The sequence below is a fragment of the Streptomyces sp. NBC_01003 genome (assembly GCF_045162695.1).
Classification (GTDB): domain Bacteria; phylum Actinomycetota; class Actinomycetes; order Streptomycetales; family Streptomycetaceae; genus Streptomyces.
In genome coordinates this window covers 3,883,742-3,910,098 of sequence record NZ_CP108707.1, presented here as the reverse complement: position 1 = coordinate 3,910,098, position 26,357 = coordinate 3,883,742, and the positions used below count along the sequence as shown (strand labels likewise).

Sequence of the window (26,357 nt, the reverse complement as noted above, 5' to 3'; positions counted from 1 at the left end):
CTGTTCGGGGAGGGTTGTACGATCACGCTCTTCATCCAACGTTCAACTCATCGCTCCCTGGGGGGACTTGCGTGGACATATCTGTATCCGGCTCCGGCCGGCACCGTCGAAGACTCGGCAAGATGCTGCCGGCCGCCGCGGCCGGGCTCGCGCTGATCGGCGGAGGCGCGTTCGCCGTCACCTCTTATGCGGGGGAGTCCGACACCGGCCGGGTCGTGCAGCCGCCGCCCGGTGCGAAGACCGCGGAGCCTGCGGCGTCCTCCCCGTCGCCGAGCGGCGACAAGAAGGTCACGCCCCGCATCATCGGCGGCACCACAAGCGCCGCCTCCTGGATGGTGCAGCTCGTCTACAACGACCCCGCCGGCGGCTCGTACTTCGTCTGCGGCGGCACCCTGGTCGCGCCCAACAAGGTGCTCACCGCCGCGCACTGCCTGCACGACGAGAACGGCAACCGGCAGGACTGGGGCAAGTACGGCGAAGTCGCCGTGGGCACCAGCAAGAGCGTCACCGTCGCCGGCAACGGCGCCACGTACATCGACGTCACCCGCAGCTGGGTGCGAGACGGCTACGACCCCGACGCCATCACGAATGACGTCGCCCTGCTCACCCTCGCCAAGCCGGTCGCCCAGACCACGCTGGAGCTGGCCGGAGAGGGGGACAGCGCGCTGTACGCCGCCGGCACGAACGCCACCGTGTACGGCTGGGGCCTCACCAGCTCGAACGAGGACACCGCCGACATCGCGTCCCAGCTGCAGAAGGTCACCCTGCCGCTGAACTCCGACGACGCCTGCACCCAGAACCTCGACCCGTACTTCCAGGCCGGGAAGATGATCTGCGCCGGACAGCTCGGCACCGGCGACGACAGCACCGGCAAAACCACGTGCCCGGGTGACTCCGGCGGCCCGCTCGTCGTGGGCGACAAGGTGGTCGGCATCGTGTCCTGGGGCATCAGCCAGGGCAAGCAGGTCTGCAACGTCTCCGGCACGTACGAGGCGTTCACCAAGGTCTCCACGTACCAGCCCAAGGTCCGTCCGCGCATCGACGACACCGACATCAGCCGCAACGGCAAGGCCGACCTCTTCGTCCGCGCCTCGTCCGGCGGCAAGGGGTACGTCAAGGAGTCCACGGGCAGCGGGTTCGCCACGCGCAAGACGCTGACCGGGTCCTGGAGCGCGTACAACCTGGTCCTCCAGGCCGACATGAACCGCGACGGGTACCAGGACTTCATCATCCGCCGCCGGTCCGACGGGGCCGTCTACTGGCGCCACCGGTCCGCGTCCAGCTCGACGTACACGGACACGAAGATCGCGAGCGACTGGGCGACGCGGAAGTTCGTCGTGGCGCCCGGTGACGTGACCGGCGACCGGTATCCCGACCTGCTTTCGGCGACCTCCGGCGGCACGCTCTACCTGTACCCCGGCAAGGGCGACGGGACGTACGGCACCCGCACCACCGTCGGCAGCGGCTACCAGGTCTTCAACTCCCTGCGCGGCAAGGGCGACTTCACCGGTGACGGCAGGAGCGACCTGATCGCCCGCGGCAGCGGCGGCAAGCTGTACCTGCTGAAGGGCACCGGCAAGGCGTCCGCGCCCTTCGAGACCGGCGTGCAGGTGCGCACCTGGGACGGGTACAACGCGTTCGCGGCGCCGGGTGACGTGACCGGCGACGGCAAGGCCGACTACGTGGCCCGCACGCCCGGCGGCACGCTCTATCTGTACCCGGGCACGGGGACCGCCTCCTCGGAGATCTTTGCCACACGCATCAAGATCGGGACCGGCTACACGCAGTACAACGTCTTCGGATAAACCCGCAGGTGAGAGCCGGACGATCGGCCTTCGTCAGCATTCGCTGTGCCCGTCGCGACCGTCGCGGCGGGCACAGCGCGTTGTGCAACCCTTCTTCCCGGTTTCCACGTCCTGTGAGGGCACGGACGAAGAGACGTCCGATCGAGCCTGACCCTGCAAACAGGGGGTAACCGAACAAACGAGCAGTTGAGGACTGAGGAGCACATGCCAGACGAGAGCAGCCCCGCGACCACCGATCCGAGCCGCCCCACCCGCGGCGGCGGAGGTGGCGGCCGACGGCGCAAGCCGCGCGCCAAGCGCAGCAAGGCACTCGTCATCACGGCCTGCACCGCGGCGGGACTCGTCGTCGTGGCGGGCGCGGGCGCGGGCTTCCTGTACTTCAAGCTCAACGGGAACATCAAGGGCGTCGACATCAACGCCGCGCTCGGCACCGACCGCCCCACGAACGTCGACAACGGCTCGATGGACATCCTCGTCCTCGGCTCGGACTCGCGCTCCGGCGCGAACGCCAAGTACGGCGAGGACGGCGGCGGCGCCCGCTCCGACACGGCGATGGTCGTCCACGTGTACAAGGGCCACAAGAAGGCCAGCGTGGTCTCCATACCGCGCGACACCCTCGTGACACGGCCGACCTGCACCGACAGCGCGGGGAAAACGGTCGCGGGCGGCAGCCAGCAGATGTTCAACACGGCGTACGAGGTCGGCGGCCCGGCCTGCGCCGTCAAGACGGTCGAGAAGATGTCCGGGATCCGCATGGACCACTACGTCGAGGTCGACTTCTCGGGCTTCAAGAAGCTCATCAACACCCTCGGCGGCGTCGACGTCACCACCCAGCAGGCCATCAACGACGACAAGAGCCATCTGCACCTGGCGGCCGGCACGCACACCCTCACCGGCGAGCAGGCGCTCGGCCTCGTCCGTACCCGGCACGCCGTCGGCGACGGCAGCGACCTGGGCCGAATACAGCTCCAGCAGGCCTTCATGAAGGCGCTGATCAACCAGATCAAGGACGTCGGCGTCTTCACCAGCCCCACGAAGCTCTACGACCTCGCGGACACCGCCACCAGCGCCGTCACCACCGACTCCGAGCTCAACTCGGTCAAGGAACTGACGGGCTTCGCGGGCGGCCTCAAGGGCATCGGCGCCGGCGACATGAAGATGGTGACGCTCCCCGTCCAGTACGACCCCGCCGATCCGAACCGCGTACTCCCGCTGGAGAAGGCGGGCGCGAGGGTATGGGCGGCGCTCGAGGCGGACCAGCCCGTTCCGGCCTCCGCGATCAAGAAGTCCGCCGGTGACAAGGGCTCCGCGGGCTCCGTCGTCACCAGCCACTAGCCGGTCACCGGCCGTCATCGGCCGCCGGTCACCACGTGCCGGTGACCCTTCGGGAATAGTTCCGCCCCGACCCCGGTTTTGGGGGATACGGCCAGTCCTGGCAGACTGGTACGTCGGCCCCGGTTCACGCGCCCGCAATCCGCGGAAGCGACCCGGAGCCCTCCGAGATCATAGGAGACACCTTGAAGCGCGACATCCACCCCGAGTACGTCGAGACGCAGGTCAGCTGCACCTGTGGCGCGTCGTTCACCACCCGTAGCACCATCTCGTCCGGCACTGTCCGTGCCGAGGTCTGCTCCGAGTGCCACCCGTTCTACACGGGCAAGCAGAAGATCCTCGACACCGGTGGCCGCGTGGCCCGCTTCGAGGCCCGCTTCGGCAAGGCTGCTGCCGCCAACAAGTAGCGAGCCACTTGCGCCGGTCCACGGCCGCCCTTCGGGGCGGGCCGGGACCGGCGTGCTTGTTTTTGGTTGGCCGGGGACCCGGGGGTCTTCCCCGGTCGGCCGGTGGCCGTTCCCTTTCGCTGTACCTCACTTCAGGAGCCGGAGATGTTCGAGGCCGTCGAGGACCTCATCGGTGAGCACGCCGATCTCGAGAAGAAGCTCGCGGACCCCTCGGTCCACGCCGACCAGGCGAACGCGCGCAAGCTCAACAAGCGCTACGCCGAGCTGACCCCGATCGTCGCCACCTACCGCTCCTGGAAGCAGACCGGTGACGACATCGAGACCGCGCGCGAACTCGCCGCGGACGACCCGGACTTCGCCGCCGAGGTCAAGGACCTCGACAAGCAGCGCGCGGAGATCACCGAGAAGCTGCGGCTCCTGCTGGTCCCCCGGGACCCCAACGACGACAAGGACGTCATCCTCGAGGTCAAGGCGGGCGCGGGCGGCGACGAGTCGGCCCTCTTCGCCGGCGACCTGCTGCGCATGTATCTGCGGTACGCGGAGCGCGTCGGCTGGAAGACCGAGATCATCGACGCCACCGAGTCCGAACTGGGCGGCTACAAGGACGTCCAGGTCGCCGTGAAGACCAAGGGCGGCAACGGCGCGACCGAGCCCGGCCAGGGCGTCTGGGCCCGTCTGAAGTACGAGGGCGGCGTGCACCGCGTGCAGCGTGTGCCGTCGACCGAGTCGCAGGGCCGCATCCACACCTCCGCGGCCGGCGTCCTCGTGACGCCCGAGGCCGAGGACGTCGACGTCGAGATCCACGCGAACGACCTCCGCATCGACGTCTACCGCTCGTCGGGCCCCGGCGGCCAGTCCGTCAACACGACGGACTCCGCGGTGCGCATCACGCACCTGCCCACCGGAGTGGTCGCCTCCTGCCAGAACGAGAAGAGCCAGCTCCAGAACAAGGAGCAGGCGATGCGTATCCTGCGCTCCAGGCTTCTCGCGGCAGCGGTGGAGAAGGCCGAGGCCGAGGCCGCGGACGCGCGCCGCAGCCAGGTCCGTACCGTCGACCGCTCCGAGAAGATCCGTACATACAACTTCCCGGAGAACCGCATCTCGGACCACCGAGTCGGTTTCAAGGCGTACAACTTGGACCAGGTGCTCGACGGTGAGCTCGACCCGGTGATCCAGGCCTGCGTCGACGCCGACTCGGCCGCCAAGCTCGCCGCCGCCTAAGCCACGCCCAAAAGACCAGCTCAGCCCCGGAGGACCAGCGTGCAGCAACATCTTGGGGGGCGACCCCCAAACCCCCGCAGCGTGCTGCTCGCGGAAGTCGCCCAGGCCACCCAGCGCCTCGCCGACGCGGGCGTGCCCTCGCCGCGCAACGACGCGGAGGAGCTCGCCGCCTTCGTGCACGGCGTGAAGCGGGGCGAGCTGCATCTCGTCAAGGACGCGGACTTCGACGCCCGTTACTGGGAGGTCACCGCGCGCCGCGAGGCCCGCGAGCCGCTCCAGCACATCACCGGGCGCGCCTACTTCCGCTACCTCGAACTCCAGGTGGGGCCGGGCGTGTTCGTGCCGCGGCCCGAGACGGAGTCCGTGGTCGGCTGGGCCATAGACGCCGTACGGGCCATGGACGTCGTCGAGCCGCTCATCGTCGACCTGTGCACGGGCTCGGGCGCCATCGCGCTCGCCCTCGCGCAGGAGGTCCCGCGCTCCCGTGTGCACGCCGTGGAGCTGTCCGAGGACGCCCTGCGCTGGACGCGCAAGAACGTCGAGGGATCCAGGGTCGACCTGCGCCAGGGAGACGCCCTGGAGGCCTTCCCGGAGCTCGACGGCCAGGTCGACCTGGTGGTCTCCAACCCGCCGTACATCCCGCTCACCGAGTGGGAGTACGTCGCCCCCGAGGCCCGTGACCACGACCCCGAACTCGCTCTGTTCTCAGGCGAGGACGGGCTCCACCTGATCCGCGGCATCGAGCGCACCGCGCACCGCCTGCTGCGGCCCGGAGGCGTCGTCGTCGTCGAGCACGCCGACACCCAGGGCGGCCAGGTCCCGTGGATCTTCACCGAGGAACGGGGCTGGGCCGACGCCGCCGACCACCCCGACCTGAACAACCGTCCGCGCTTCGCGACCGCCCGCAAGGCGATGCCGTGACGCGACAGAATCAGCGCAGCACCAGCAGGCTCGGCAGCATCAGCAGTACCGGCAGCATCAGCAGTACCGGCAGCACCAGCAGTACCGGCAGCACCAGCAGTACCGGCAGCACCAGCACTTCCCGCATCTCTCGCATGGACTACGTGTACTTCGTGTACGAGGAGGCCCGCTAAATGGCTCGGCGATACGACACCAACGACGCGTCGGACCGTACGACCGGTCTGCGTGAAGCCGCGTCCGCCGTCCGCCGCGGTGAGCTGGTCGTGCTGCCCACCGACACCGTGTACGGCATCGGCGCCGACGCCTTCACCTCCGAGGCGGTCGCCGACCTCCTGGACGCCAAGGGGCGCGGCCGCAACATGCCGACCCCCGTCCTCATCGGCTCCCCGAACACGCTGCACGGCCTCGTCACGGACTTCTCCGAGATGGCCTGGGAACTCGTCGACGCGTTCTGGCCGGGCGCCCTCACGCTCGTCGCCAAGCACCAGCCGTCCCTGGCGTGGGACCTCGGCGACACCCGTGGCACCGTCGCCGTGCGCATGCCCCTGCACCCGGTCGCGATCGAGCTGCTCACCGAGGTCGGCCCCATGGCCGTGTCCTCCGCGAACCTCACCGGGCACCCTGCCCCCGAGGACTGCGACGCCGCGCAGGACATGCTCGGCGACTCCGTCTCCGTCTATCTCGACGGCGGCCCCACGCCCGGCATCGTCCCGTCCTCGATCGTCGACGTGACCGGGAAGGTTCCGGTGCTCCTGCGCGCGGGTGCCCTGACCGCGGACGAGCTGCGCAAGGTCGTACCCGACCTCGAGGTGGCGAATTGACAGCCCCTGAGACGGGGCGTGGCATAGGCAACGGGGACTCCTTCCGCATCCTCCATGTCAGCACCGGCAACGTGTGCCGCTCGCCGATCACCGAGCGGCTGACCCGGCATGCCCTGGTGGACCGGCTCGGCGACCCCCTCGTACGCGGTCTGATCGTCGAGAGCGCGGGCACCTGGGGCCACGAGGGCGCGCCCATGGAGGCCAACGCCGAGACGGTCCTCGCGGACTTCGGGGCGGACGCCTCCGGCTTCGTGGGCCGCGAGCTCCTCGACGACCACGTGATCCGCGCGGACCTGGTCCTCACGGCCACCCGCGACCACCGCGCCCAGGTCATCTCCATGGGCCACAGCGCGGGCCTGCGCACCTTCACGCTGAAGGAGTTCACCCGCCTCGTCCAGGCCATCGATCCGGCCACGCTGCCCGATGCGCTGGACGGCGGCGTGGTGGAGCGCGCCCGCGCCCTGGTGCGCGCCGCGGCGGCTCTACGCGGGTGGCTTCTCGCCCCGAACGCCGAGGCCGACGAGGTCTACGACCCGTACGGCGCACCTCTGCCCTTCTTCCGCTCGGTCGGCGAGGAAATCAGCGAAGCGCTGGAGCCCGTGGTGACGGCGCTGACGGGTGTTCCGGCGTGCAGGTGAACTCAAGTACAGCGACTGCCGGAGTACCCGCTCGTACCTGAGTTCCGGGCGGCGCGGGCATTGCGGGCCTACATTGGATTTGAGGTCACCCCCGCGAGGCCCGGAGCCCAAGATGCCGGTCACCACTGAACAAACCCCCGCCGGTGCGACGTACGCGCACGCCGGCTTCGACGTGCTGCGCCTGCAGGACCCGGAGATCGCCGAGATCATGCTCGGCGAGGCGGTCCGGCAGGCCACGTCGCTCCAGCTGATCGCCGCCGAGAACTTCACGTCGCCGGCCGTCCTCGCGGCCCTCGGCTCCCCGCTCGCCAACAAGTACGCCGAGGGCTACCCCGGTGCCCGCCACCACGGCGGCTGCGAGCTCGTCGACATGGCGGAGCGCATCGCCGTCGACCGGGCCAGAGCGCTCTTCGGGGCCGAGCACGCCAATGTGCAGCCCCACTCCGGCTCCTCCGCGGTCCTCGCCGCGTACGCCGCGCTCCTGCGCCCCGGCGACACCGTCCTCGCGATGGGGCTCTCGTACGGCGGCCACCTCACCCATGGGTCGCCCGCGAACTTCTCGGGCCGCTGGTTCGACTTCGTGCCCTACGGCGTCGACCCCGAGTCCGGCCTCATCGACCACGACCAGGTCCGCGCGCTGGCCCGCGCCCACCGTCCCAAGGCGATCGTCTGCGGCTCCATCGCCTATCCGCGGCACATCGACTACGCGGCCTTCCGCGACATCGCCGACGACGTGGGCGCCTACCTCATCGCCGACGCCGCGCACCCCATCGGCCTGGTCGCCGGGGGAGCGGCGCCGAATCCGGTGCCGTACGCCGATGTCGTCTGCGCCACCACGCACAAGGTCCTGCGCGGCCCCCGCGGCGGCATGGTCCTGTGCGGGGCCGAGCTCGCCGCGCGGATCGACCGGGCCGTCTTCCCCTTCACGCAGGGCGGTGCCCAGATGCACACGATCGCCGCCAAGGCCGTCGCGTTCGGCGAGGCGGCGACCCCGGCCTTCGCCGCGTACGCCCGTCAGGTCGTCGCCAACGCAAGGGTTCTCGCGGCCGCGCTGGACGCCGAGGGCCTCGCGATCACCACGGGCGGCACGGACACCCATCTGCTGACCGCCGACCCCACCTCGCTGGGCGTCGACGGCCCGACCGCCCGGGGCCGGCTCGCCTCGGCCGGCATGGTCCTCGACACCTGCGCGCTGCCCTTCGGGGACGGGCGCGGCCTGCGGCTGGGCACCGCCGCCGTCACCACCCAGGGCATGGGCGAACCGGAGATGGCGCGCATCGCGGTGCTCTTCTCGGGGGTGCTGCGAGATGAGGTCGATCCGCGTACAGCGCGCGCGGAAGTGCGCGATCTCACCGGAAGATTTCCGCCGTATCCGGCCTAGACAGGGGTAGGCGGGCCAGGGTGGTCCGTCACTCGTGCAACCATCGTCGCTACCCGGCAGTCCTTCACCACATGCGCGCGAAGCTAGGGTGTGGGGCTGAGATGGCCAGCGATATCTGTGGGGAAGCCCGTGCGTGAATACCTGCTGACGCTCTGCATCACGGCCGCGGTGACATACCTGCTGACCGGCCCGGTGCGGAAGTTCGCGATCGTGGCCGGCGCCATGCCGGAGATCCGCGCCCGCGACGTACACCGGGAGCCCACGCCCCGGCTCGGCGGGATCGCCATGTTCTTCGGTCTGTGCGCGGGTCTCCTCGTCGCGGACCACCTGACGAACCTCAGTCCCGTCTTCGAGATGTCGAACGAGCCGCGGGCGTTGCTCTCCGGAGCCGCCCTGATCTGGCTGATCGGCGTCCTGGACGACAAATTCGAGATCGACGCCCTGATCAAGCTGGGCGGCCAGATGATCGCCGCCGGCGTCATGGTCATGCAGGGTCTTACGATCCTGTGGCTGCCGATCCCGGGTGTGGGCACGGTCTCGCTGACGCAGTGGCAGGGCACGCTCCTCACGGTCGCCCTGGTCGTGATCAGCATCAACGCGGTCAACTTCGTGGACGGCCTCGACGGCCTCGCGTCCGGCATGGTGTGCATCGCCGCGTCGGCGTTCTTCCTGTACTCGTACCGCCTCTGGTACGGCTACGGCATCGAGGCGGCGGCCCCCGCGACGCTGTTCGCGGCGATCCTGATCGGCATGTGTCTGGGCTTCCTGCCGCACAACATGCACCCCGCCAGGATCTTCATGGGCGACTCCGGATCGATGCTGATCGGCCTCGTCCTGTCCGCCGGCGCCATCTCCATCACCGGCCAGGTCGACCCGAGCCTGATGAAGCTGAACTTCGGCGGCACCCGTGACGCCACCCACGCGATGATCCCGGTCTTCATCCCGCTGCTGATGCCGCTGACGATCATCGCGATCCCGTTCGCGGACCTCGTCCTCGCGATCGTGCGCCGCACCTGGAAGGGCCAGTCGCCGTTCGCCGCCGACCGCGGTCACCTGCACCACCGGCTCCTGGAGATCGGCCACTCCCACAGCCGCGCGGTCCTGATCATGTACTTCTGGTCGGCGCTGTTCGCCTTCGGAGCGGTCGCCTACTCCGTCCACTCGACGTCCATGTGGATCGTCCTGGCGATCGTCGCGCTCAGCTTCGTCGGTCTCGTACTGCTTCTGCTGCCGCGCTTCACGCCGCGCGCCCCGCGCTGGGCGGAGGCATTCGTGCCGCCGCGCTACCGGCGCAGGCGGGCCGCGCAGGCGTCGGCCGAGGTGCCCGGGACGTCGCCGTCGTACGCGGTTCAGGAAGAGGCCGGGGCGGCCGAGGAGGCACCCGAGGGCGAGGGCGCGCGCACGCCGATGCCCGCAGGAGTCAACGGGGCAACGGCCATTGGCCCCCGTGCGCGCTTCCTGGATCGGCGCAAGGCGCACTCGTCGCGCTGACGCGAGACACGAAAACGCCTCATTACCAGACAAGTTGGCCGTGTTTTTGCACAGACGCGCGGATTACCTCTCACGTGTGACAGTGAGCACACTGCAGAGGTAAAGACCTCATCAAATAGTTTGTGATACCGTTCACGAGACCCGGGGATAGAGCCGAAGGACCGTAGTGCGACGGTCCATTGGCCCGAAGTTCCCTCTCGGCCCCGGTCTACGCTCGTCCATGACGACACCCTGCCCCCACCCAGTAAAGGGAGCTGCCGCCATGCCCTCCAACGACGCACGGATCCTCCTTCAGGCCGTTGTGCCCACAGCCATTGCCGGCGCGCTTGCCGCCGTGATCAGTGGTGTGGTCGCCGGCGGCAAGGGGGCCCTCGGTGCAGTCATCGGCACGGTGGTCGTCATCGTCTTCATGGGCCTCGGGCAGGTCGTCCTCCAGCGGACGGCAAAATCGCTTCCGCAGCTCTTCCAGGCGATGGGGCTGATGCTCTACGTCGCCCAGCTGCTGCTGCTTCTGATCTTCGTGGCCGTCTTCAAGGACACGACACTGTTCAACCCCAAGGCCTTCGCCGCCTCACTCGTCGCCGCCACCGTCGTATGGATGGCCGCGCAGGCGCGTGCGCACATGAAGGCCAAGATTTTCTATATCGATCCCGACTCGGCGAACGACTCCGAGAAGAGCGACAAGCCCAATAAATCGGGGTCGTCATCGTGAGGGGTAGGGGCGGGATAAGTGGCGGTTCGTGTAACTGCTATCGTCCGGTGCCAACTGCGGCACTGCGGGCGCGGGCATCTGAGCTGACGCCTGCTCGACTGCGAGGCTCACTGCCTGCCTGCCGCCCCCACATCCGAAACACCAGACCAGTGCCGATCCGCGGCTGCGCGCCGCAACGACACAACGAGGTTGCCGTACCTATGCGTCACGCCGAAGGAGCCCGTGGTGAGTGCTGACCAGACTGAGCTCGCCTTTGACTGGAGCTGTCGGATCATGTCCGACAACGGCTGCGGCTTTCCGGCTCCCGGTCTGCACTCGTTCCTCTTCAAGCCGATCTTCACCGTCGGCGGGTTCGAGTTCAACAAGGTGATGCTGCTCGCCCTCCTGACGACCCTCGTCGTCGTCAGTGTTTTCTACGCGGCGTTCGGCAAGGCCAAGGTCGTCCCGGGCAAGCTCCAGATGGCCGTGGAGGCGGGGTACGACTTCGTACGCCGCGGAATCGTCTACGAGACGATGGGCAAGAAGGAGGGCGAGAAGTACGTCCCCTTCATGGTGTCGCTGTTCTTCTTCATCTGGATCATGAACATCTGGTCCGTGATCCCGCTGACTCAGTTCCCGGTCGCGTCGGTGTTCGCGTACCCGGTCGTGCTCGCGGTCCTCGTCTACCTGATCTGGGTGCCGCTGACCTTCAAGCGCCATGGTTTCGTGGGCGGTTGGAAGAACATCACGGGCTACGACAGCTCGCTCGGCCCGATCAAGTGGCTCGTCTCGTTCATCGAGTTCTTCTCGAACCTGCTCGTCCGGCCGTTCACGCACGCGGTGCGACTGTTCGCCAACATGTTCGCCGGTCACCTGATGCTGGTGATGTTCACCGTCGCCTCCTGGTACCTGCTGAACAGCTGGATGATCCCGGCCGCGGGCGTCTCCTTCGTGATGACCATGGCCATGATCCTCTTCGAGCTTTTCGTGCAGGCGGTCCAGGCGTACGTCTTCGTGCTCCTCGCCAGCACCTACATTCAGGGCGCTCTCGCAGAGCACCACTGAGTACTCGTCCCGTCATACCCCCTGTCGTCCGGTGGCCAACCCCCACCGGTTCGTTGAAGAGAAGGAAGTAACGGCATGTCCGCGACCATCGAACTCGCCGCTGGCGTCTCCGGCTCCCTCGGTTCCATCGGCTATGGTCTCGCCGCCATCGGCCCCGGCATCGGCGTCGGCATCGTCTTCGGTAACGGCACCCAGGCCCTGGCCCGTCAGCCTGAGGCCGCCGGTCTGATCCGTGCCAACCAGATTCTCGGCTTCGCCTTCTGTGAGGCGCTCGCCCTCATCGGCATCGTTATGCCGTTCGTTTACGGCCAGTGATCTAACTCCTCACTGACCATATTTCGACGAAAGGCACTGATGTGATCGCCAACCTGGTGCAGCTGGCGGCCGAGGAGAAGCAGAACCCGCTTGTCCCGGCCGGTCCCGAGCTGCTCGTCGGCACCATCGCCTTCGCCATCGTTTTCTTCTTCTTCGCCACGAAGCTCCTCCCGCGCATCAACAAGGTGCTGGAAGAGCGTCGCGAGCTGATCGAAGGCGGTATCGAGAAGGCCGAAGCCGCACAGACCGAGGCCCAGAGCGTTCTTGAGCAGTACAAGGCTCAGCTGGCCGAGGCTCGTCACGAGGCCGCGCGTCTGCGCCAGGAGGCGCAGGAGCAGGGCGCCACGCTCATCGCCGAGATGCGCGCGGAAGGCCAGCGGCAGCGTGAGGAAATCATCGCCGCCGGCCACTCGCAGATCGAGGCCGACCGCAAGGCCGCCGCTCAGGCGCTGCGTCAGGACGTGGGCCAGCTGGCCACGACCCTGGCCGGCAAGCTCGTCGGCGAGTCCCTCGAGGACCACGCCCGGCAGTCGCGCACGATCGACCGCTTCCTCGACGACCTCGAGGAGAAGGCCGAGGCTGTTCGATGACTGCCCACGGAGCGAGCCGCGAGGCACTCGCCTCCGCACGTGAGCGTCTCGACGCGCTGACCGACAGCACCTCGGTCGACGCCCGACAGCTTGCCGGAGAGCTGGCCGCGGTCACCGCGCTGCTCGACCGCGAGGTGTCGCTGCGTCGGGTCCTGACCGACCCGGCGCAGTCCGGCGAGGCCAAGGCCGAGCTCGCGGAGCGTCTGCTCAGCGGCCAGGTCAGCGGCACGACCGCCGACCTGGTGGCCGGGCTGGTCCGCTCCCGCTGGTCCGCGTCGCGCGACCTGGTCGACTCCGTCGAGGAGCTGTCCAACATCGCCGAGCTGACCGCGGCGCAGCAGGCCGGCGAGCTGGACGACGTGGAGGACGAGCTGTTCCGGTTCGGCCGCATCGTCGCCTCCAACACCGAGCTGCGCGCCGCGCTCACCGACCGTAACGCCACGGGCACGGCCAAGAGCGAGCTGCTGCGCAGCCTGCTCGGCGGTCGCGCCAAGGCCTCCACCGAGCGTCTCGTCGAGCGCCTTGTGACCCAGCCGCGTGGACGTAGCCTGGAGACGGGACTCGAGTCCCTGTCCAAGCTCGCCGCGGAGCGCCGGGACCGCATGGTCGCCGTCGTCACCACGGCGGTGCCGCTGAGTGACGCGCACAAGCAGCGCCTGGGCGCCGCCCTGGCAAAGCTCTACGGGCGTCAGATGCACCTGAACCTCGACGTGGACCCCGAGGTCCTCGGCGGGATCACCGTGCAGGTGGGCGACGAGCTCATCAACGGAAGCATCGCGGACCGCATTGAGGACGCCAGCCGCCGTATGGCCGGCTAGCCGACTCGCACAACGTAGTAGTACCTACGGCCCTAGTTGGGCCGTGCAGAGGATTCCTGGGGGCTGACCCCAGACCCCCCAAGAAAACTTCGGGCCCAACAAGGAGAGCAGGGAACCCAGATGGCGGAGCTCACGATCCGGCCGGAGGAGATCCGGGACGCGCTGGAGAACTTTGTCCAGGCGTACAAGCCGGACGCGGCCTCGCGCGAGGAGGTCGGTACGGTCACCCTTGCCGGCGACGGCATCGCGAAGGTCGAGGGCCTGCCCTCGGCCATGGCCAACGAACTGCTGAAGTTCGAGGACGGCACCCTCGGCCTCGCCCTCAACCTCGAGGAGCGCGAGATCGGTGCCATCGTGCTCGGTGAGTTCACCGGTATCGAGGAGGGCCAGCCGGTGCAGCGCACCGGTGAGGTGCTCTCCGTCGCAGTCGGCGAGGGCTACCTGGGTCGCGTCGTCGACCCGCTCGGTAACCCGATCGACGGCCTCGGCGAGATCGAGACCAGCGCGCGTCGTGCCCTTGAGCTGCAGGCCCCCACGGTCATGCAGCGCAAGTCGGTGCACGAGCCGATGGAGACCGGCTACAAGGCCGTCGACGCGATGACCCCGATCGGCCGCGGTCAGCGTCAGCTGATCATCGGCGACCGCCAGACGGGCAAGACCGCCCTGGCTGTCGACACGATCATCAACCAGCGCGACAACTGGCGCTCGGGCGACCCGAAGAAGCAGGTCCGCTGCATCTACGTCGCCATCGGCCAGAAGGGCTCGACCATCGCCTCCGTGCGTGGCGCCCTGGAAGAGGCCGGCGCGCTGGAGTACACGACCATCGTCGCCGCCCCGGCGTCCGACCCGGCCGGCTTCAAGTACCTGGCGCCGTACACCGGTTCGGCCATCGGCCAGCAGTGGATGTACGAGGGCAAGCACGTCCTCATCGTCTTCGACGACCTCTCGAAGCAGGCCGACGCCTACCGCGCCGTGTCCCTGCTGCTCCGCCGCCCGCCGGGGCGCGAGGCCTACCCGGGTGACGTCTTCTACCTGCACTCCCGCCTCCTCGAGCGCTGCGCGAAGCTCTCGGACGAGATGGGTGCCGGCTCGATGACCGGTCTGCCGATCGTCGAGACCAAGGCGAACGACGTGTCGGCGTTCATCCCGACCAACGTCATCTCCATCACCGACGGCCAGTGCTTCCTGGAGTCGGACCTGTTCAACGCCGGTCAGCGCCCCGCGCTGAACGTCGGTATCTCCGTCTCCCGAGTCGGTGGTTCCGCGCAGCACAAGGCGATGAAGCAGGTCTCCGGCCGCCTCCGCGTGGACCTCGCCCAGTTCCGTGAGCTCGAGGCGTTCGCCGCCTTCGGTTCCGACCTGGACGCCGCGTCGAAGGCGCAGCTGGAGCGCGGTCAGCGCATGGTCGAGCTGCTCAAGCAGCCCCAGTACCAGCCGATGGCGACCGAGGACCAGGTTGTCTCCGTCTGGGCCGGCACCACCGGCAAGATGGACGACGTCCCGGTCGTGGACATCCGGCGCTTCGAGCGCGAGCTGCTCGACTACCTGCACCGCAAGGAGCAGGGCCTGATGACCTCCATCAAGGAGGGCGGCAAGATGTCGGACGACACCCTGACCGCCACCGCCGACGCCATCGCGGACTTCAAGAAGCAGTTCGAGACCTCGGACGGGAAGCTTCTCGGCGAGGACGCTCCGGCCGCCGCCGGTAAGTGACGACGGAAGGGACCTGACTCATGGGAGCCCAGCTCCGGGTCTACAAGCGTCGCATCAAATCCGTCACCGCGACCAAGAAGATCACCAAGGCGATGGAGATGATCGCTGCCTCGCGCGTCGTCAAGGCGCAGCGCAAGGTGACGGCCTCCACGCCGTACGCGACCGAGCTCACCCGCGCGGTCACGGCTGTCGGCACCGGTTCGAACACGAACCACCCGCTGACGACGGAGCCGGAGACGGCGACGCGCTCCGCGGTGCTGCTCCTCACGAGCGACCGCGGTCTGGCCGGCGCCTTCAACTCGAACGCCATCAAGGCCGCGGAGAAGCTGACCGCGCGTCTCGAGGCCGAGGGCAAGGAGGTCGAGATCTACATCGTCGGCCGCCGTGGTGTCGCCCACTACAACTTCCGTGAGCGCAAGATCGCGGAGCAGTGGACGGGCTTCACCGACGAGCCCACGTACGCGGACGCCAAGAAGGTCGCGGGCCCGCTGATCGAGGCGATCGAGAAGGACTCGGCGGAGGGCGGCGTGGATGAACTCCACATCGTCTACACGGAGTTCATCTCGATGATGACGCAGTCGGCCGTTGACGGCCGTCTGCTTCCGCTCAGCCTCGAAGAGGTGGCGGAGGAGTCGAAGTCCAAGGGCGAGATCCTTCCGCTGTACGACTTCGAACCGTCGGCGGAGGACGTCCTCGACGCCCTGCTGCCGCGCTACGTCGAGAGCCGTATCTACAACGCGCTGCTCCAGTCGGCTGCTTCCAAGCACGCCGCCACGCGCCGCGCGATGAAGTCGGCGACCGACAACGCGGGAGACTTGATCAACTCGCTCTCCCGACTTGCCAACGCGGCCCGCCAGGCCGAAATCACCCAGGAAATCAGCGAGATCGTCGGCGGCACTGCAGCCCTGGCCGACGCGACCGCGGGGAGTGACAAGTAATGACGACCACTGTTGAGACGGCCGTTGCCACGGGCCGCGTCGCCCGGGTCATCGGCCCGGTCGTCGACGTGGAGTTCCCCGTCGACGCGATGCCGGAGATCTACAACGCCCTGCACGTCGAGGTCGACGACCCGGCCACCGCGGGTGCGAAGAAGACGCTGACCCTCGAGGTCGCCCAGCACCTGGGTGACGGCGTGGTCCGTACGGTCTCGATGCAGCCCACCGACGGCCTGGTCCGCCAGGCCTCCGTGACGGACACCGGCGCCGGCATCTCGGTGCCCGTCGGTGACCTGACCAAGGGCCGGGTGTTCAACACCCTGGGCGACGTGCTGAACGACGACGCGTCCTCGGTCGCCGACGCCCCGCGCTGGACGATCCACCGCAAGGCCCCGGCGTTCGACCAGCTCGAGTCGAAGACCGAGATGTTCGAGACCGGCCTGAAGGTCGTCGACCTTCTCACCCCGTACGTCAAGGGTGGAAAGATCGGTCTGTTCGGTGGTGCCGGTGTCGGCAAGACCGTTCTGATCCAGGAAATGATCGTCCGTGTGGCCAAGCTGCACGACGGTGTCTCCGTCTTCGCCGGTGTCGGCGAGCGCACCCGTGAGGGCAACGACCTCATGGTCGAGATGGAGGAAGCCGGCGTTCTGGACAAGACCGCGCTGGTCTTCGGCCAGATGGACGAGCCGCCGGGCACGCGTCTTCGCGTCGCCCTGGCCGGTCTGACCATGGCGGAGTACTTCCGCGATGTGCAGAAGCAGGACGTGCTGTTCTTCATCGACAACATCTTCCGCTTCACGCAGGCCGGTTCCGAGGTCTCGACCCTGCTCGGCCGCATGCCCTCCGCGGTGGGTTACCAGCCGACCCTCGCCGACGAGATGGGTCTCCTCCAGGAGCGCATCACGTCGACCCGTGGTCACTCGATCACCTCGATGCAGGCGATCTACGTCCCCGCGGACGACCTGACCGACCCGGCCCCGGCCACCACGTTCGCCCACCTCGACGCGACGACGGTTCTCTCCCGTCCGATCTCCGAGAAGGGCATCTACCCGGCCGTGGACCCGCTGGACTCCACGTCCCGCATCCTGGACCCGCGCTACATCGCGCAGGACCACTACGACGCCGCGATGCGCGTCAAGACGATCCTGCAGAAGTACAAGGACCTCCAGGACATCATCGCGATCCTCGGTATCGACGAGCTGGGCGAGGAGGACAAGCTCGTTGTCCACCGTGCCCGTCGCGTCGAGCGCTTCCTGTCGCAGAACACCCACGCCGCCAAGCAGTTCACCGGCGTGGACGGTTCGGACGTGTCGCTCGAGGAGTCGATCACCGCGTTCAACGCGATCTGCGACGGCGAGTACGACCACTTCCCCGAGCAGGCGTTCTTCATGTGCGGTGGCATCGAGGACCTGAAGGCCAACGCCAAGGAGCTCGGCGTCTCCTGATTCTGGCTTCTTCGGAAGCACAGACTCGTGGGAGAGGGGCGGGGGATACCCGCAGGGTGTGTCCCGTCCCTCTCCGTACGCCGACTAGACTTTGACCCAACACCCGGCAGCAACGGCCGGGTGGTGACCCGAGGAGCCCACCTTGGCTGCTGAGCTGCATGTCGAGCTCGTCGCCGCGGACCGCAGTGTCTGGTCCGGCGAGGCCACCCTGGTCGTCGCGCGCACCGCGTCCGGCGACATCGGCGTCATGCCCGGTCACCAGCCGCTTCTCGGTGTGCTGGAGTCGGGCCCGGTGATGATCCGCACGAGCGACGGCGGGACGGTTGTCGCCGCTGTGCACGGCGGTTTCGTCTCGTTCGCCGACAACAAGCTGTCCCTGCTCGCCGAGATCGCCGAGCTGTCGGACGAGATCGATGTCCAGCGTGCGGAGCGGGCGCTCGAGCGTGCTCAGTCGGATGCGGACGCATCCGCCGAGCGTCGAGCGGACGTCCGACTGCGTGCGGTGGCGACGCGCTGAGCCCTGGGGGTACCTCCCATGCCCTTTAGGCTATGGGGGAGCGCGGAGTGACATGACTCAGCCGCGGCCAGGACCGGAGAACCTTTCCGGACCGGGTCGCGGCTGAGGCGATCCTTGGTCAATTTTGCAGTTCCGTTATCGGATCCGCTGTCGGGCCCGTTATCAGATGAGGCGAGGAGGTCGGTACGAATGGTCCTCGTTCTCGTGCTGTGCGTGGTCGCGGTCGTCGTATTCGTATTGCTGGGGTTGTTCGTCTTCGGCCTGAGGCGCCGGCTGATCCAGCGCTCCGGGGGCACCTTCGACTGCTCCCTGCGGTGGGACGTGCCCGAAGGCGGCGACGCCTCCGGCAAGGGCTGGGGCTACGGCGTGGCCCGATACAACGGCGACCGGATCGAGTGGTTCCGGGTCTTCTCCTACGCGGTCAGGCCGCGCCGCACCCTGGAGCGCTCGGCGATCGAGGTGACGGGGCGGCGCGCGCCGGAGGGCGAGGAGGAGCTGGCCCTGCTCTCGGACGCGATCGTCCTCGCGTGCTCGCACCGCGGCTCGCGTCTCGAGCTGGCGATGAGCGAGGACGCGCTGACCGGCTTCCTGGCGTGGCTGGAGGCGGCGCCTCCCGGCCAGAGAGTGAATGTGGCCTGAGTTTCGCATGGAGAAGCCGGGTGAACAGGGGGCGGCCCCGTTCACCCGGCTTCCGTCATGTGCGGCCGGTGTTACCTCAGGCCGCCGTCGATCGCGCTCAGCAGCTCGCCGCCCGCGGTGTCACCGCTGAACTCCCAGAAGAAGGCGCCGCCCAGGTTCTGGCTCTTGGCCCAGGCCATCTTGGAGTTGATGGTGGCGGGGGTGTCGTAGGACCACCAGTCGGAGCCGCAGTACGCGTACGCCGTACCGGCCACCGTTCCGTTCGCGGGGCACTTCGTCTTGAGGACCTTGTAGTCCTCGATGCCCTGTTCGTACGTGCCGGCGGCGGGGCCTGTCGCGGTGCCGCCCGGTTCCTTCTGTGTGACGCCGGTCCAGCCGCGGCCGTAGAAGCCGATGCCGAGCAGGAGCTTGCTCGACGGGACGCCCTGGGCCTTCAACTTGGCAATGGCGTCGGCGGAGTTGAAGCCCTGCTGCGGGATGCCGGGGTACGAGGTGAGCGGGGAGTGCGGGGCCGTCGGGCCCTGGGCGTTGAACGCGCCGAAGAAGTCGTAGGTCATGACGTTGTACCAGTCGAAGGACTGGGACGCGCCCGCGTAGTCGTTCTTCTCGATCTTGCCGCCGGTGGATGCGTCGGCCGTGATCGCCGCTGTCACCAGGTTGCTGGAGCCGAACTTGGCGCGCAGCGCGGACGCCAGCTTCTTCAGGGCGTCCTGGCCGGAGGTGTCGCAGGACAGGCCGCAGGAGTTGGGGTACTCCCAGTCGATGTCGATGCCGTCGAAGACGTCGGCCCAGCGCGGGTCCTCGACCAGCTTGTAGCAGGAGTCGGCGAACGCTGCCGGGTTCTGCGCCGCCTGCGGGAAGCCGCCGGACCAGGTCCAGCCGCCGAACGACCAGAGGATCTTCAGGTTCGGGTGCTTGGCCTTGAGCTGGCGCAGCTGGTTGATGGCGCCGCGCAGTGGCTGGTCCCAGGTGTCGGCGACGCCGGAGACGGAGTTGGCCGCGGTGTACGCCATGTCCGTGTCGGCGTAGGAGTCACCCATGGTGCACTGGCCGTTCTGCACGTTGCCGAAGGCGTAGTTGATGTGGGTGATCTTGGCGGCGGAGCCGGAGGTCTCCAGGTTCTTGGGGTAGTAGGCGCGCCCGTAGACGCCCCAGTCGGTGAAGTACCCCAGCTTGACCTTGCCGCCGGGGCCCGGGTCGGTGCCGCCGCCGGTCGTGTGCACCCTGACCGAGCCGGAGGCGGGTCCGCTCTGGTCGGCGGTGTCGCGGGCCTGGACGGTGTACGAGTAGTCGGTGCCCGCGGTGAGCCCGGTGTCGGAGTACGAAGTCCCGGTCACCGTCGCGACCTTGGTGCCGTCGCGCAGGACGTCGTAGTTCTTGATGCCCTTGTCGTCGGTGGCCGCGGTCCAGTCGAGCTTGACCGAGGTGTTTGTGACGGAGGAGGCGGTTGGGGTTCCGGGCGCGGAGGGGGCCGCGTCGCCGGGGACGTCACCGCCGTCGCAGGAGGCGCCGTTGAGCTTGCAGCCGGAGGGGGCGCCGGGGCCCGAGCCGTTGAACCCGAAGGAGACCGAGGCGCCGGGGGCGAGCGACCCGTTCCAGGAGAGGTTCTTGGCGGTCCAGTGGTCGGCGGAGTTGGTGACGGTGGCGTCCCAGGCGGAGGTCACCTTGGTGCCGGCGGGGAAGTCCCACTCGACGGTCCAAGAACTGAGGGCCGTGGTACCGGTGTTCTTGACGGTCCACTTGCCTTCGAAGCCGGTGCCCCAGTCCTGGGTCTTGGCGTAGGTCGCGGTGGCGGTGCTCGCGGCGGCGGCCGCGTGGGAGGGAGTGGCGAGGCCGACGAGGGCGGCGGCCGGGAGCAGCAGGGTGGTGAGGCCTGCCACGGCTCTCTGTCTGAGTCTCAAGCGCAAGGGGTGCTCCTCGGGTGGTATCCGGGGGACATGACGGGGGTGGAACCCTGCGCCGCCCGTGAGCATCGCCGTGCTGGTCATGTGCATGGCTGCGCTCACCGCAGTGCCGTGAGAATAGAAAGGTCTGGACCAACGGTCAAGGTCTAAACCAATTACAGGAATCGGCCCCTCACAGCCCCAACTCCTGCGCAAGGACGGCCGCTTGCACCCTGCTGCGCAGCTCCAGCTTCCCGAGCAGCCTGCTGACGTGCGTCTTCACCGTCGCTTCCGCCATCTTCAGTCGTACCGCGATCTCCGCGTTCGACAAGCCGTCGCCGAGGCAGGAAAGCACCTCCCGCTCCCGGCGCGTGAGGGTGTCGAGCCCCGCGGGCGCGGGCCCCGGCTCCGGCCGTACGGGCTTCGCCGCGAACTCCGCGATGAGCTTGCGGGTCACCGCCGGAGCGATCAGACCCTCACCGCGCGCGACCGTGCGGACACCCTCGATCAGGTCCTTCGCCTCGGTGTTCTTCAGCAGGAACCCGCCGGCGCCCGCGCGCAGCGCCCCGAAGACGTACTCGTCGAGGTCGAACGTCGTCAGGACGAGCACGTCCGCGAGTCCCTCGGAGACCACCTGACGAGTCGCCGAGACGCCGTCGAGGCGCGGCATCTGGATGTCCATGAGGACGAGATCCGGCCGAAGTGCGCGCGCCATCGCCACCGCCTGCTCGCCGTCCGCCGCCTCCCCGACGACCTCGATGTCGGGGGCGCTGCCCAGAATCAGGACGAGCCCGGCCCGTACGGCGGACTGGTCCTCGGCGACGAGTACGCGGATCACTCGGAGACTCCTTCGTCAGCTGCGTCGACGGGCAGCTCGGCCCTGACCTGCCAGATCTTGCTGCCGGGCCCGCTCTCGGGACCGGCCTCGAACGTGCCGCGCAGCAGCGCGGTGCGCTCGCGCATCCCGATGAGCCCGGCGCCCGAACCGGGAGCGCGCGGGCCGTCCACATCCCCGTACGGACTGGTCACCCGCACCGTCAGCGCCCCGTCGCTGCGGTGGACGGCCACGGTGACGGGGCCGTGCGGCGCGTGCTTGAGCGCGTTCGTGAGGGATTCCTGCACGATGCGGTACGCGGCGAGCTCGATCGGCGCGGGCAGGCCGCCGACGCCGTCGCCGACGGCGAGCGTGACGTCGAGGCCGTTGGTGCGGGACTGCTCGATGAGGGATCCGAGGCCGTCCAGTGTGGGCGCGGCGACGGGCTCGCCCTGGGAGTCACCGCTGTCGTCCCGCAGGATGCCGATGAGGCGGCGCATCTCGGCGAGGCCCTCCACGCTGTTCTCGCGGATGACGGTGAGAGCTTGCTGGGTGGTCCTCGGCTCGTCGAGCGAGAGCGCGGCCGTGGAGTGGATGGCGATCGCGGACAGATGGTTGGCGACCATGTCGTGCAGCTCGCGGGCCATCCGGGCCCGCTCGGCGACGACCGCCTGGGTGCGGTCCATCTCGGCGAGCAGCGCGGTCTGTTCGGCGCGCAGCCGCGCGGATTCGGCGGCCTCCCGGTGGTTGCGTACGAGGACACCGGTGGCCGCGGGCGCGAACGACACGAGGCCGCTGACGACCCCGATCAGGAGCGCCTCCGGCTTGCGGAACCAGGCCAGGAACCCCAGGGTCACCGCGATGGTGATCAGCGCCGTGGTCACCGGGATCCGGCGAGCGGCCGCCGGGGTGCCGTACAGGACGGCCGCGTAGACGAGGTCCGTGAACATCAGCGTCGTCGCGAGGCTGCCCAGCGTGAACCGGTCCGCGATCAGGACGAACGTGCCGAGGACCAGGGCGGCCTGGGGCGCGGTCCTGCGCAGCAGTTCCAGGCCCGCCATCGCGCAGAGCGGCACAAGGAGCCAGCCGCCGCCGAGGACCAGCCGGCCCTGGCTGTTGGTCAGGCCGAGCGCCCACAGCAGGAGACCGCCGAGCAGGCCGATCGCCGCGATACGGACGTCGTCGCGGTGCGGGCGGGACAGGGGCAGGGGCATGCCCCCATTCAATACGGCTGGACGGGACGGCGCCTGCGCCTGTCCGGCGGGCCCGCGCAGCCCGCGTACATCGAAGGATGCAGTCCCGTTTCGTCACAGGCGACGACGATCGGCGGGTGTGGCGGCCCGAGGCTGGAAGGAGTCCACGAACCCCTCCCGAGGAGCCCGCCGTGATCGTCACGCTGATCGTCGCCTGCGAGATCGGCTTCTGGGTGCTGCTCGCCGCGGGACTCGCCCTGCGCTACGTGGCGAAGATGCCGCGCACGAGCATTGGCGTCCTGTTGTGCGAGCCGCTCCTGGAGGTCGTCCTGTTCGTCGTCACCGCGATGGACCTCAAGAACGGGGCCGAACCGGACTGGAAGCACGGCCTCGCCGCCGTCTACATCGGCTTCTCCGTGGGGCTCGGCCACTCCACCGTCAAGTGGGTGGACGCCCGGGTCGCCCACCGGTTCGCCGGGGGACCGCCCCCGGTGAAGCCGCCGAGGTACGGGGCCGCGCGCGCCGCCCACGAGTGGCGGACGGCCGCGCGCTGGATCCTCGCCTGCGCCGTCGCGCTCGCCTTGCTCCAGGGCGCGATCTGGTACGTGGGCGCCGACGGGAACATCGGTTCGCTGCGGATGTGGCAGCAGAAGATGCTCTTCGTGATCGGCATCAATCTCGTGATCGCGCTGAGCTACACGCTGTTCCCGAAGAAGGCGCCCGCCGTGGAGCGTTAGGGCCTCAGCGCTCGCCGCCCGGGACCCACAGCACGTCCCCGACCGCCTTGTTCGCCGTGCGCGCCAGGATGAACAGGAGATCGGAGAGGCGGTTCAGATACGTCGCCGTCAGCGGGTTCATCGACTCGCCGTGCACCTCGAGCGCCGCCCACGTGGAGCGCTCGGCCCTGCGGACCACGGTGCACGCCTGGTGCAGCAGCGCCGCACCCGGCGTGCCCCCGGGCAGGATGAAGGACCGGAGCTTCTCCAGCTGCTCGTTGAAGCGGTCGCAGTCCGCCTCCAGCTTGTCGACGTAGAACTGCTCGACGCGCAACGGCGGGTACTTCGGGTCCTCGACCACCGGCGTCGACAGGTCGGCGCCCACGTCGAACAGGTCGTTCTGGACCCGTACGAGGACCTTCACGACCTCCTCGTCGAGCCCGCCGAGCGCGACCGCCGTGCCGATGACGGCATTGGCCTCGTTGGCGTCGGCGTAGGCGGAGATCCGCAGATCGGTCTTGGCGGTCCGGCTCATGTCGCCGAGGGCGGTCGTGCCCTGGTCGCCGGTCCTGGTGTAGATGCGCGTCAGATTGACCATGGGGTCAGCGTAGTTACGCGGCAGCCCTGCGGAAGCCACGTGTGCCGACCGTCACGGCGAGCGCCGCCAGGGCGAGGGCGACCAGGACCCCGTACAGCATGTGCGCCGTCGCGTAGTGGCCGACGTACGCGTCGCGCATCGCGTCGACCGGATAGCGGATCGGCATGAAGTGCGACAGGACGTCGAGCCAGCCGGGCGCGAGCGCCATCGGCAGCATCAGCCCGGACAGGAGCATCGACGGCATCGACACGGCGTTGACGATCGGGCCGAACTCCTGCGGCCGGTCGACCTTCATGGCCACCGTGTACGACATGGAGCCGAGGGCCACGGTCAGGAGCGCGACGAACGCGAACCCGATGAGCACGCCGGCCGGCGGCGCCCGCAGCCCCATCACCAGTGCGGCGAGGACGAGGAGCACCGCCTGGAGGACGAAGAGCACGGCGTCGCGCAGCACCCTTCCGAGCAGCAGCGCGAGACGGCTGACCGGGGTGACGCGCATGCGCTCCACCACGCCGTAGTTCTTCTCGATGATGATCGCGAAGCCGGAGAACAGGCCCCCGAACAACGCGAGTTGGATCAGCAGCCCCGGCACGAGCACCTGCCAGGAGCTGCCGGCCGAGCCCAGCGGCACATCGGTGAGCAGCGGCCCGAAGAACAGCAGGTACAGCAGCGGCATCAGGACGCCGAAGAGCATCTGGAACTTGGAGTTGAGGGTCTGGCGGGCATAGCGCCCGAAGATCAGTGCGGTGTCGGAGAGCAGGGGCTTCATGCCGGTCACACCGCCACGGGGGTCGTCGGTGCGGTAGCCGGGCCGCGCCCGGTGATCGCGAGGAAGGTGTCCTGGAGCGTCGCGTCGAGCGAGCCGCCGTACGCCAGCTTGAGGGCTCCCGGAGTGCCCTCCGCGGCCACAACTCCCTTGTCCACGACGGCGATCCGGTCGGCGAGCGCGTCGGCCTCGTCGAGGTAGTGCGTGGTGAGGAAGACCGTCGTGCCGTGCTCGTCGCGCAGTCTCCGTACGACGTCCCACAGGTCGGCGCGGCCGGCCGGGTCGAGCCCCGTCGTCGGCTCGTCGAGGAAGAGCACCTTCGGGTGGTGCACGAGTCCCATCGCGATGTCGAGGCGGCGCCGCTGTCCGCCGGAGAGCGCGGCGGTCCTGCGGTCGAGGAGCTCCGTGAGGCCGAGGTCCTCGGCCAGCTCGCCGGCGCGCGCCACCGCCCGCGCCTTGGGCAGCCGGTACAGCCGTCCCTGGGTGACCAGTTCCTCCCGTACCGAGATGTTCGGGTCGACGCCGCCGGACTGGGCGACGTAACCGACCGCGCGGCGCACGCCCGCCGGATCGGTCGCCAGGTCGCAGCCCGCGACGGTGGCGGCGCCCCCGGTGGGCGGCAGGAGCGTCGTGAGCATGCGCAGGGTCGTCGTCTTGCCCGCGCCGTTCGGGCCGAGGAGGCCGAGGATCTCGCCGGGCCGCACTGTCAGGTCGATGCCGCGCACCGCCTCGACGGGGCCGCGTGGGGTGGTGAAGGTCCGGGCCAGGCCGGACGTGCTGATGACTGCCATGCGTCCAGAAAAACAGAGTCACTGAAATTTTGCAATGTCCCCAAAATTCAAGTGAGCGCAACGAAAGCTAGACTGTCCGCATGGCAGAGGGACTGCGTGAGCGCAAGAAACGGCTGGCCAGGCAGCACATCTCCGATGTGGCCACGGGCCTCTTCCTGGAGCGCGGCTTCGACGAGGTGACGATCGCCGAGGTCGCCGAAGCGGCCGACGTCTCCGTCAACACCGTCTACAACTACTTCCAGGCCAAGGAGGACCTGTTCCTCGACCGCGCCAAGGGCAGCGTGGCCCGGCTCTCCCGCTTCGTGCGCGCCCGTGACCGGGGCGAGTCCGCGGCCGAGGCCGTCCTGCGCGAGCTGCGCCGCGAAGTCGTCGCCGTGTCGCCCGAGGTCGGCCTGATCGAGGGCTACGACCGCTTCATGAAGGTCATCGAGGGGGCGGCCGGGCTGCGGGCCCGGCTCTGGTACATGCAGCAGGAGTCGCTCACGCTGCTGGAGGCGACCCTGCGCGAGGAGACCGGGGCGGACGACGACGACCCGCTGCCCGCCCTCATGGCCGGACAGATCAACTGGATCCACACGACGCTGCTTTCCCGCATCGCCGCCGAGATGATCAAGGCAAGACCGGCAGGGGAGGTGTCCCGCGAAGCGCTCGGCCTGCTCGACGAGATGGAGGGCCTCCTGGGCGAGCCGGTGCTCAACTACGCCGCACGCGACGCCTGATGGCCCGTCCGGTGTGATGTCCGTCATTCGAGACGTGACGCGCATTACTTCGCCGCCCCACGGCCCCTCGCGGGCGCTAATGTCCGCCGAAGAGACATGAACAGCGGGTAGCCGCCAGTTGCAAGTGGTACG

Annotated in this window: 27 protein-coding genes and 1 pseudogene; 21 read left to right on the top strand and 7 right to left on the bottom strand. The window is 68.9% G+C overall.

Annotated features, from left to right (window positions below; genetic code table 11):
- Window positions 1–71 precede the first annotated feature (71 nt).
- The 5 genes from OG698_RS17735 to prmC all read left to right on the top strand — a co-directional run bounded on the left by OG698_RS17735 (window position 72) and on the right by prmC (window position 5,686).
- Window positions 72–1,805, top strand: coding sequence for a trypsin-like serine protease (locus tag OG698_RS17735; RefSeq protein WP_399969565.1), 1,734 nt, complete (start codon window positions 72–74; stop codon window positions 1,803–1,805).
- A gap of 204 nt (window positions 1,806–2,009) precedes the next feature.
- Complete coding sequence (locus OG698_RS17730) at window positions 2,010–3,140, top strand: LCP family protein (protein ID WP_406103974.1); 1,131 nt, start codon at window positions 2,010–2,012, stop codon at window positions 3,138–3,140.
- A 182-nt stretch (window positions 3,141–3,322) separates the two neighbouring features.
- Entirely contained in the window at window positions 3,323–3,544 is a 222-nt protein-coding gene (rpmE, locus tag OG698_RS17725) for a 50S ribosomal protein L31 (protein ID WP_100595864.1), read from the top strand.
- Window positions 3,545–3,688: 144 nt separating this feature from the next.
- Window positions 3,689–4,765 carry a peptide chain release factor 1 gene (gene prfA / locus OG698_RS17720; protein ID WP_406103972.1) on the top strand — a complete coding sequence of 359 codons (1,077 nt, stop codon included), beginning with the start codon at window positions 3,689–3,691 and terminating at the stop codon, window positions 4,763–4,765.
- Between the two features lie 81 nt (window positions 4,766–4,846).
- On the top strand, window positions 4,847–5,686 hold the full coding sequence (prmC, locus tag OG698_RS17715; RefSeq protein ID WP_100595862.1) for a peptide chain release factor N(5)-glutamine methyltransferase: 840 nt from the start codon (window positions 4,847–4,849) through the stop codon (window positions 5,684–5,686).
- 10 nt (window positions 5,687–5,696) lie between these two features.
- Here the strand turns inward: prmC and OG698_RS17710 are convergent, their stop codons facing one another.
- Window positions 5,697–5,822, bottom strand: a complete 126-nt coding sequence (locus tag OG698_RS17710; protein ID WP_406103969.1) for a hypothetical protein — start codon at window positions 5,820–5,822, stop codon at window positions 5,697–5,699.
- A 37-nt stretch (window positions 5,823–5,859) separates the two neighbouring features.
- On the opposite strand from OG698_RS17710, the gene OG698_RS17705 reads away from it, so the two are divergent.
- The 14 genes from OG698_RS17705 (at window position 5,860) to OG698_RS17640 (ending at window position 18,745) form a co-directional block, all read left to right on the top strand.
- The gene (locus OG698_RS17705) at window positions 5,860–6,507 is read left to right on the top strand and encodes an L-threonylcarbamoyladenylate synthase (RefSeq protein ID WP_100595861.1); all 648 of its coding nucleotides are present in this window, start codon (window positions 5,860–5,862) and stop codon (window positions 6,505–6,507) included.
- Window positions 6,504–7,145 carry a protein-tyrosine-phosphatase gene (locus OG698_RS17700; RefSeq protein ID WP_383092293.1) on the top strand — a complete coding sequence of 214 codons (642 nt, stop codon included), beginning with the start codon at window positions 6,504–6,506 and terminating at the stop codon, window positions 7,143–7,145. The genes OG698_RS17705 and OG698_RS17700 overlap by 4 nt, the downstream gene beginning before the upstream one ends.
- A gap of 112 nt (window positions 7,146–7,257) precedes the next feature.
- Window positions 7,258–8,526 carry a serine hydroxymethyltransferase gene (gene glyA, locus OG698_RS17695; protein ID WP_406103967.1) on the top strand — a complete coding sequence of 423 codons (1,269 nt, stop codon included), beginning with the start codon at window positions 7,258–7,260 and terminating at the stop codon, window positions 8,524–8,526.
- A 129-nt stretch (window positions 8,527–8,655) separates the two neighbouring features.
- A complete protein-coding gene (locus OG698_RS17690) occupies window positions 8,656–10,017 on the top strand; it encodes an MraY family glycosyltransferase (RefSeq protein WP_406103965.1) in 1,362 nt (453 codons plus the stop codon).
- A 262-nt stretch (window positions 10,018–10,279) separates the two neighbouring features.
- Window positions 10,280–10,729 carry a hypothetical protein gene (locus OG698_RS17685; RefSeq protein WP_329570282.1) on the top strand — a complete coding sequence of 150 codons (450 nt, stop codon included), beginning with the start codon at window positions 10,280–10,282 and terminating at the stop codon, window positions 10,727–10,729.
- A 273-nt stretch (window positions 10,730–11,002) separates the two neighbouring features.
- The gene (gene atpB / locus OG698_RS17680; RefSeq protein WP_329581583.1) at window positions 11,003–11,773 is read left to right on the top strand and encodes a F0F1 ATP synthase subunit A; all 771 of its coding nucleotides are present in this window, start codon (window positions 11,003–11,005) and stop codon (window positions 11,771–11,773) included.
- 75 nt (window positions 11,774–11,848) lie between these two features.
- The gene (gene atpE / locus OG698_RS17675) at window positions 11,849–12,088 is read left to right on the top strand and encodes an ATP synthase F0 subunit C (RefSeq protein WP_329570280.1); all 240 of its coding nucleotides are present in this window, start codon (window positions 11,849–11,851) and stop codon (window positions 12,086–12,088) included.
- A 41-nt stretch (window positions 12,089–12,129) separates the two neighbouring features.
- On the top strand, window positions 12,130–12,678 hold the full coding sequence (locus tag OG698_RS17670) for a F0F1 ATP synthase subunit B (protein WP_329570278.1): 549 nt from the start codon (window positions 12,130–12,132) through the stop codon (window positions 12,676–12,678).
- On the top strand, window positions 12,675–13,496 hold the full coding sequence (locus OG698_RS17665; protein WP_406103963.1) for a F0F1 ATP synthase subunit delta: 822 nt from the start codon (window positions 12,675–12,677) through the stop codon (window positions 13,494–13,496). The genes OG698_RS17670 and OG698_RS17665 overlap by 4 nt, the downstream gene beginning before the upstream one ends.
- 120 nt (window positions 13,497–13,616) lie before the next feature.
- Complete coding sequence (atpA, locus tag OG698_RS17660) at window positions 13,617–15,209, top strand: F0F1 ATP synthase subunit alpha (RefSeq protein WP_399969546.1); 1,593 nt, start codon at window positions 13,617–13,619, stop codon at window positions 15,207–15,209.
- Window positions 15,210–15,229: 20 nt separating this feature from the next.
- The gene (locus tag OG698_RS17655) at window positions 15,230–16,147 is read left to right on the top strand and encodes a F0F1 ATP synthase subunit gamma (RefSeq protein WP_406103962.1); all 918 of its coding nucleotides are present in this window, start codon (window positions 15,230–15,232) and stop codon (window positions 16,145–16,147) included.
- Complete coding sequence (gene atpD, locus OG698_RS17650) at window positions 16,147–17,589, top strand: F0F1 ATP synthase subunit beta (protein WP_406103960.1); 1,443 nt, start codon at window positions 16,147–16,149, stop codon at window positions 17,587–17,589. The genes OG698_RS17655 and atpD overlap by 1 nt, the downstream gene beginning before the upstream one ends.
- A gap of 142 nt (window positions 17,590–17,731) precedes the next feature.
- Complete coding sequence (locus OG698_RS17645) at window positions 17,732–18,106, top strand: F0F1 ATP synthase subunit epsilon (RefSeq protein WP_362908216.1); 375 nt, start codon at window positions 17,732–17,734, stop codon at window positions 18,104–18,106.
- A 189-nt stretch (window positions 18,107–18,295) separates the two neighbouring features.
- Window positions 18,296–18,745 (top strand): DUF2550 domain-containing protein, encoded by a 450-nt coding sequence (locus OG698_RS17640; RefSeq protein WP_100595849.1) that lies wholly within the window; start codon window positions 18,296–18,298, stop codon window positions 18,743–18,745.
- Between the two features lie 71 nt (window positions 18,746–18,816).
- Here the strand turns inward: OG698_RS17640 and OG698_RS17635 are convergent, their stop codons facing one another.
- From OG698_RS17635 to OG698_RS17625, 3 genes are all read right to left on the bottom strand, one after another.
- On the bottom strand, window positions 18,817–20,673 hold the full coding sequence (locus tag OG698_RS17635; RefSeq protein WP_406111121.1) for a glycosyl hydrolase family 18 protein: 1,857 nt from the start codon (window positions 20,671–20,673) through the stop codon (window positions 18,817–18,819).
- 148 nt (window positions 20,674–20,821) lie between these two features.
- Complete coding sequence (locus OG698_RS17630) at window positions 20,822–21,466, bottom strand: response regulator (protein WP_399970344.1); 645 nt, start codon at window positions 21,464–21,466, stop codon at window positions 20,822–20,824.
- A complete protein-coding gene (locus OG698_RS17625; RefSeq protein ID WP_406103958.1) occupies window positions 21,463–22,656 on the bottom strand; it encodes a sensor histidine kinase in 1,194 nt (397 codons plus the stop codon). Before OG698_RS17625 ends, OG698_RS17630 begins: the two co-directional genes overlap by 4 nt.
- 170 nt (window positions 22,657–22,826) lie before the next feature.
- Between OG698_RS17625 and OG698_RS17620 the strand changes: the two genes are divergently transcribed.
- Window positions 22,827–23,372 (top strand): hypothetical protein, encoded by a 546-nt coding sequence (locus tag OG698_RS17620; RefSeq protein ID WP_406103956.1) that lies wholly within the window; start codon window positions 22,827–22,829, stop codon window positions 23,370–23,372.
- A gap of 4 nt (window positions 23,373–23,376) precedes the next feature.
- On the opposite strand, the gene OG698_RS17615 is transcribed toward OG698_RS17620, so the two are convergent.
- The 3 genes and pseudogenes from OG698_RS17615 to OG698_RS17605 all read right to left on the bottom strand — a co-directional run.
- Window positions 23,377–23,949 carry a cob(I)yrinic acid a,c-diamide adenosyltransferase gene (locus OG698_RS17615; protein WP_406103954.1) on the bottom strand — a complete coding sequence of 191 codons (573 nt, stop codon included), beginning with the start codon at window positions 23,947–23,949 and terminating at the stop codon, window positions 23,377–23,379.
- Between the two features lie 13 nt (window positions 23,950–23,962).
- Entirely contained in the window at window positions 23,963–24,718 is a 756-nt protein-coding gene (locus OG698_RS17610) for an ABC transporter permease (RefSeq protein WP_406103952.1), read from the bottom strand.
- Window positions 24,719–24,723: 5 nt separating this feature from the next.
- A pseudogene (locus tag OG698_RS17605) lies at window positions 24,724–25,425 on the bottom strand (ABC transporter ATP-binding protein); the annotation flags it as partial.
- A gap of 161 nt (window positions 25,426–25,586) precedes the next feature.
- Between OG698_RS17605 and OG698_RS17600 the strand changes: the two are divergent.
- A complete protein-coding gene (locus OG698_RS17600; protein ID WP_398375231.1) occupies window positions 25,587–26,225 on the top strand; it encodes a TetR/AcrR family transcriptional regulator in 639 nt (212 codons plus the stop codon).
- Window positions 26,226–26,357 lie beyond the last annotated feature (132 nt).

Coding starts and splice junctions, on each gene's coding strand:
- OG698_RS17710 (WP_406103969.1), bottom strand. CDS start 5,822: ATGCGAGAGATGCGGGAAGTGCTGGTGCTGCCGGTACTGCTGGTGCTG.
- OG698_RS17615 (WP_406103954.1), bottom strand. CDS start 23,949: ATGGTCAATCTGACGCGCATCTACACCAGGACCGGCGACCAGGGCACG.
- OG698_RS17655 (WP_406103962.1), top strand. CDS start 15,230: ATGGGAGCCCAGCTCCGGGTCTACAAGCGTCGCATCAAATCCGTCACC.
- OG698_RS17600 (WP_398375231.1), top strand. CDS start 25,587: ATGGCAGAGGGACTGCGTGAGCGCAAGAAACGGCTGGCCAGGCAGCAC.
- OG698_RS17640 (WP_100595849.1), top strand. CDS start 18,296: ATGGTCCTCGTTCTCGTGCTGTGCGTGGTCGCGGTCGTCGTATTCGTA.
- atpA (WP_399969546.1), top strand. CDS start 13,617: ATGGCGGAGCTCACGATCCGGCCGGAGGAGATCCGGGACGCGCTGGAG.
- OG698_RS17665 (WP_406103963.1), top strand. CDS start 12,675: ATGACTGCCCACGGAGCGAGCCGCGAGGCACTCGCCTCCGCACGTGAG.
- atpD (WP_406103960.1), top strand. CDS start 16,147: ATGACGACCACTGTTGAGACGGCCGTTGCCACGGGCCGCGTCGCCCGG.
- OG698_RS17730 (WP_406103974.1), top strand. CDS start 2,010: ATGCCAGACGAGAGCAGCCCCGCGACCACCGATCCGAGCCGCCCCACC.
- atpB (WP_329581583.1), top strand. CDS start 11,003: ATGTCCGACAACGGCTGCGGCTTTCCGGCTCCCGGTCTGCACTCGTTC.
- prfA (WP_406103972.1), top strand. CDS start 3,689: ATGTTCGAGGCCGTCGAGGACCTCATCGGTGAGCACGCCGATCTCGAG.
- OG698_RS17705 (WP_100595861.1), top strand. CDS start 5,860: ATGGCTCGGCGATACGACACCAACGACGCGTCGGACCGTACGACCGGT.
- OG698_RS17685 (WP_329570282.1), top strand. CDS start 10,280: ATGCCCTCCAACGACGCACGGATCCTCCTTCAGGCCGTTGTGCCCACA.
- OG698_RS17610 (WP_406103952.1), bottom strand. CDS start 24,718: ATGAAGCCCCTGCTCTCCGACACCGCACTGATCTTCGGGCGCTATGCC.
- glyA (WP_406103967.1), top strand. CDS start 7,258: ATGCCGGTCACCACTGAACAAACCCCCGCCGGTGCGACGTACGCGCAC.
- OG698_RS17625 (WP_406103958.1), bottom strand. CDS start 22,656: ATGCCCCTGCCCCTGTCCCGCCCGCACCGCGACGACGTCCGTATCGCG.
- atpE (WP_329570280.1), top strand. CDS start 11,849: ATGTCCGCGACCATCGAACTCGCCGCTGGCGTCTCCGGCTCCCTCGGT.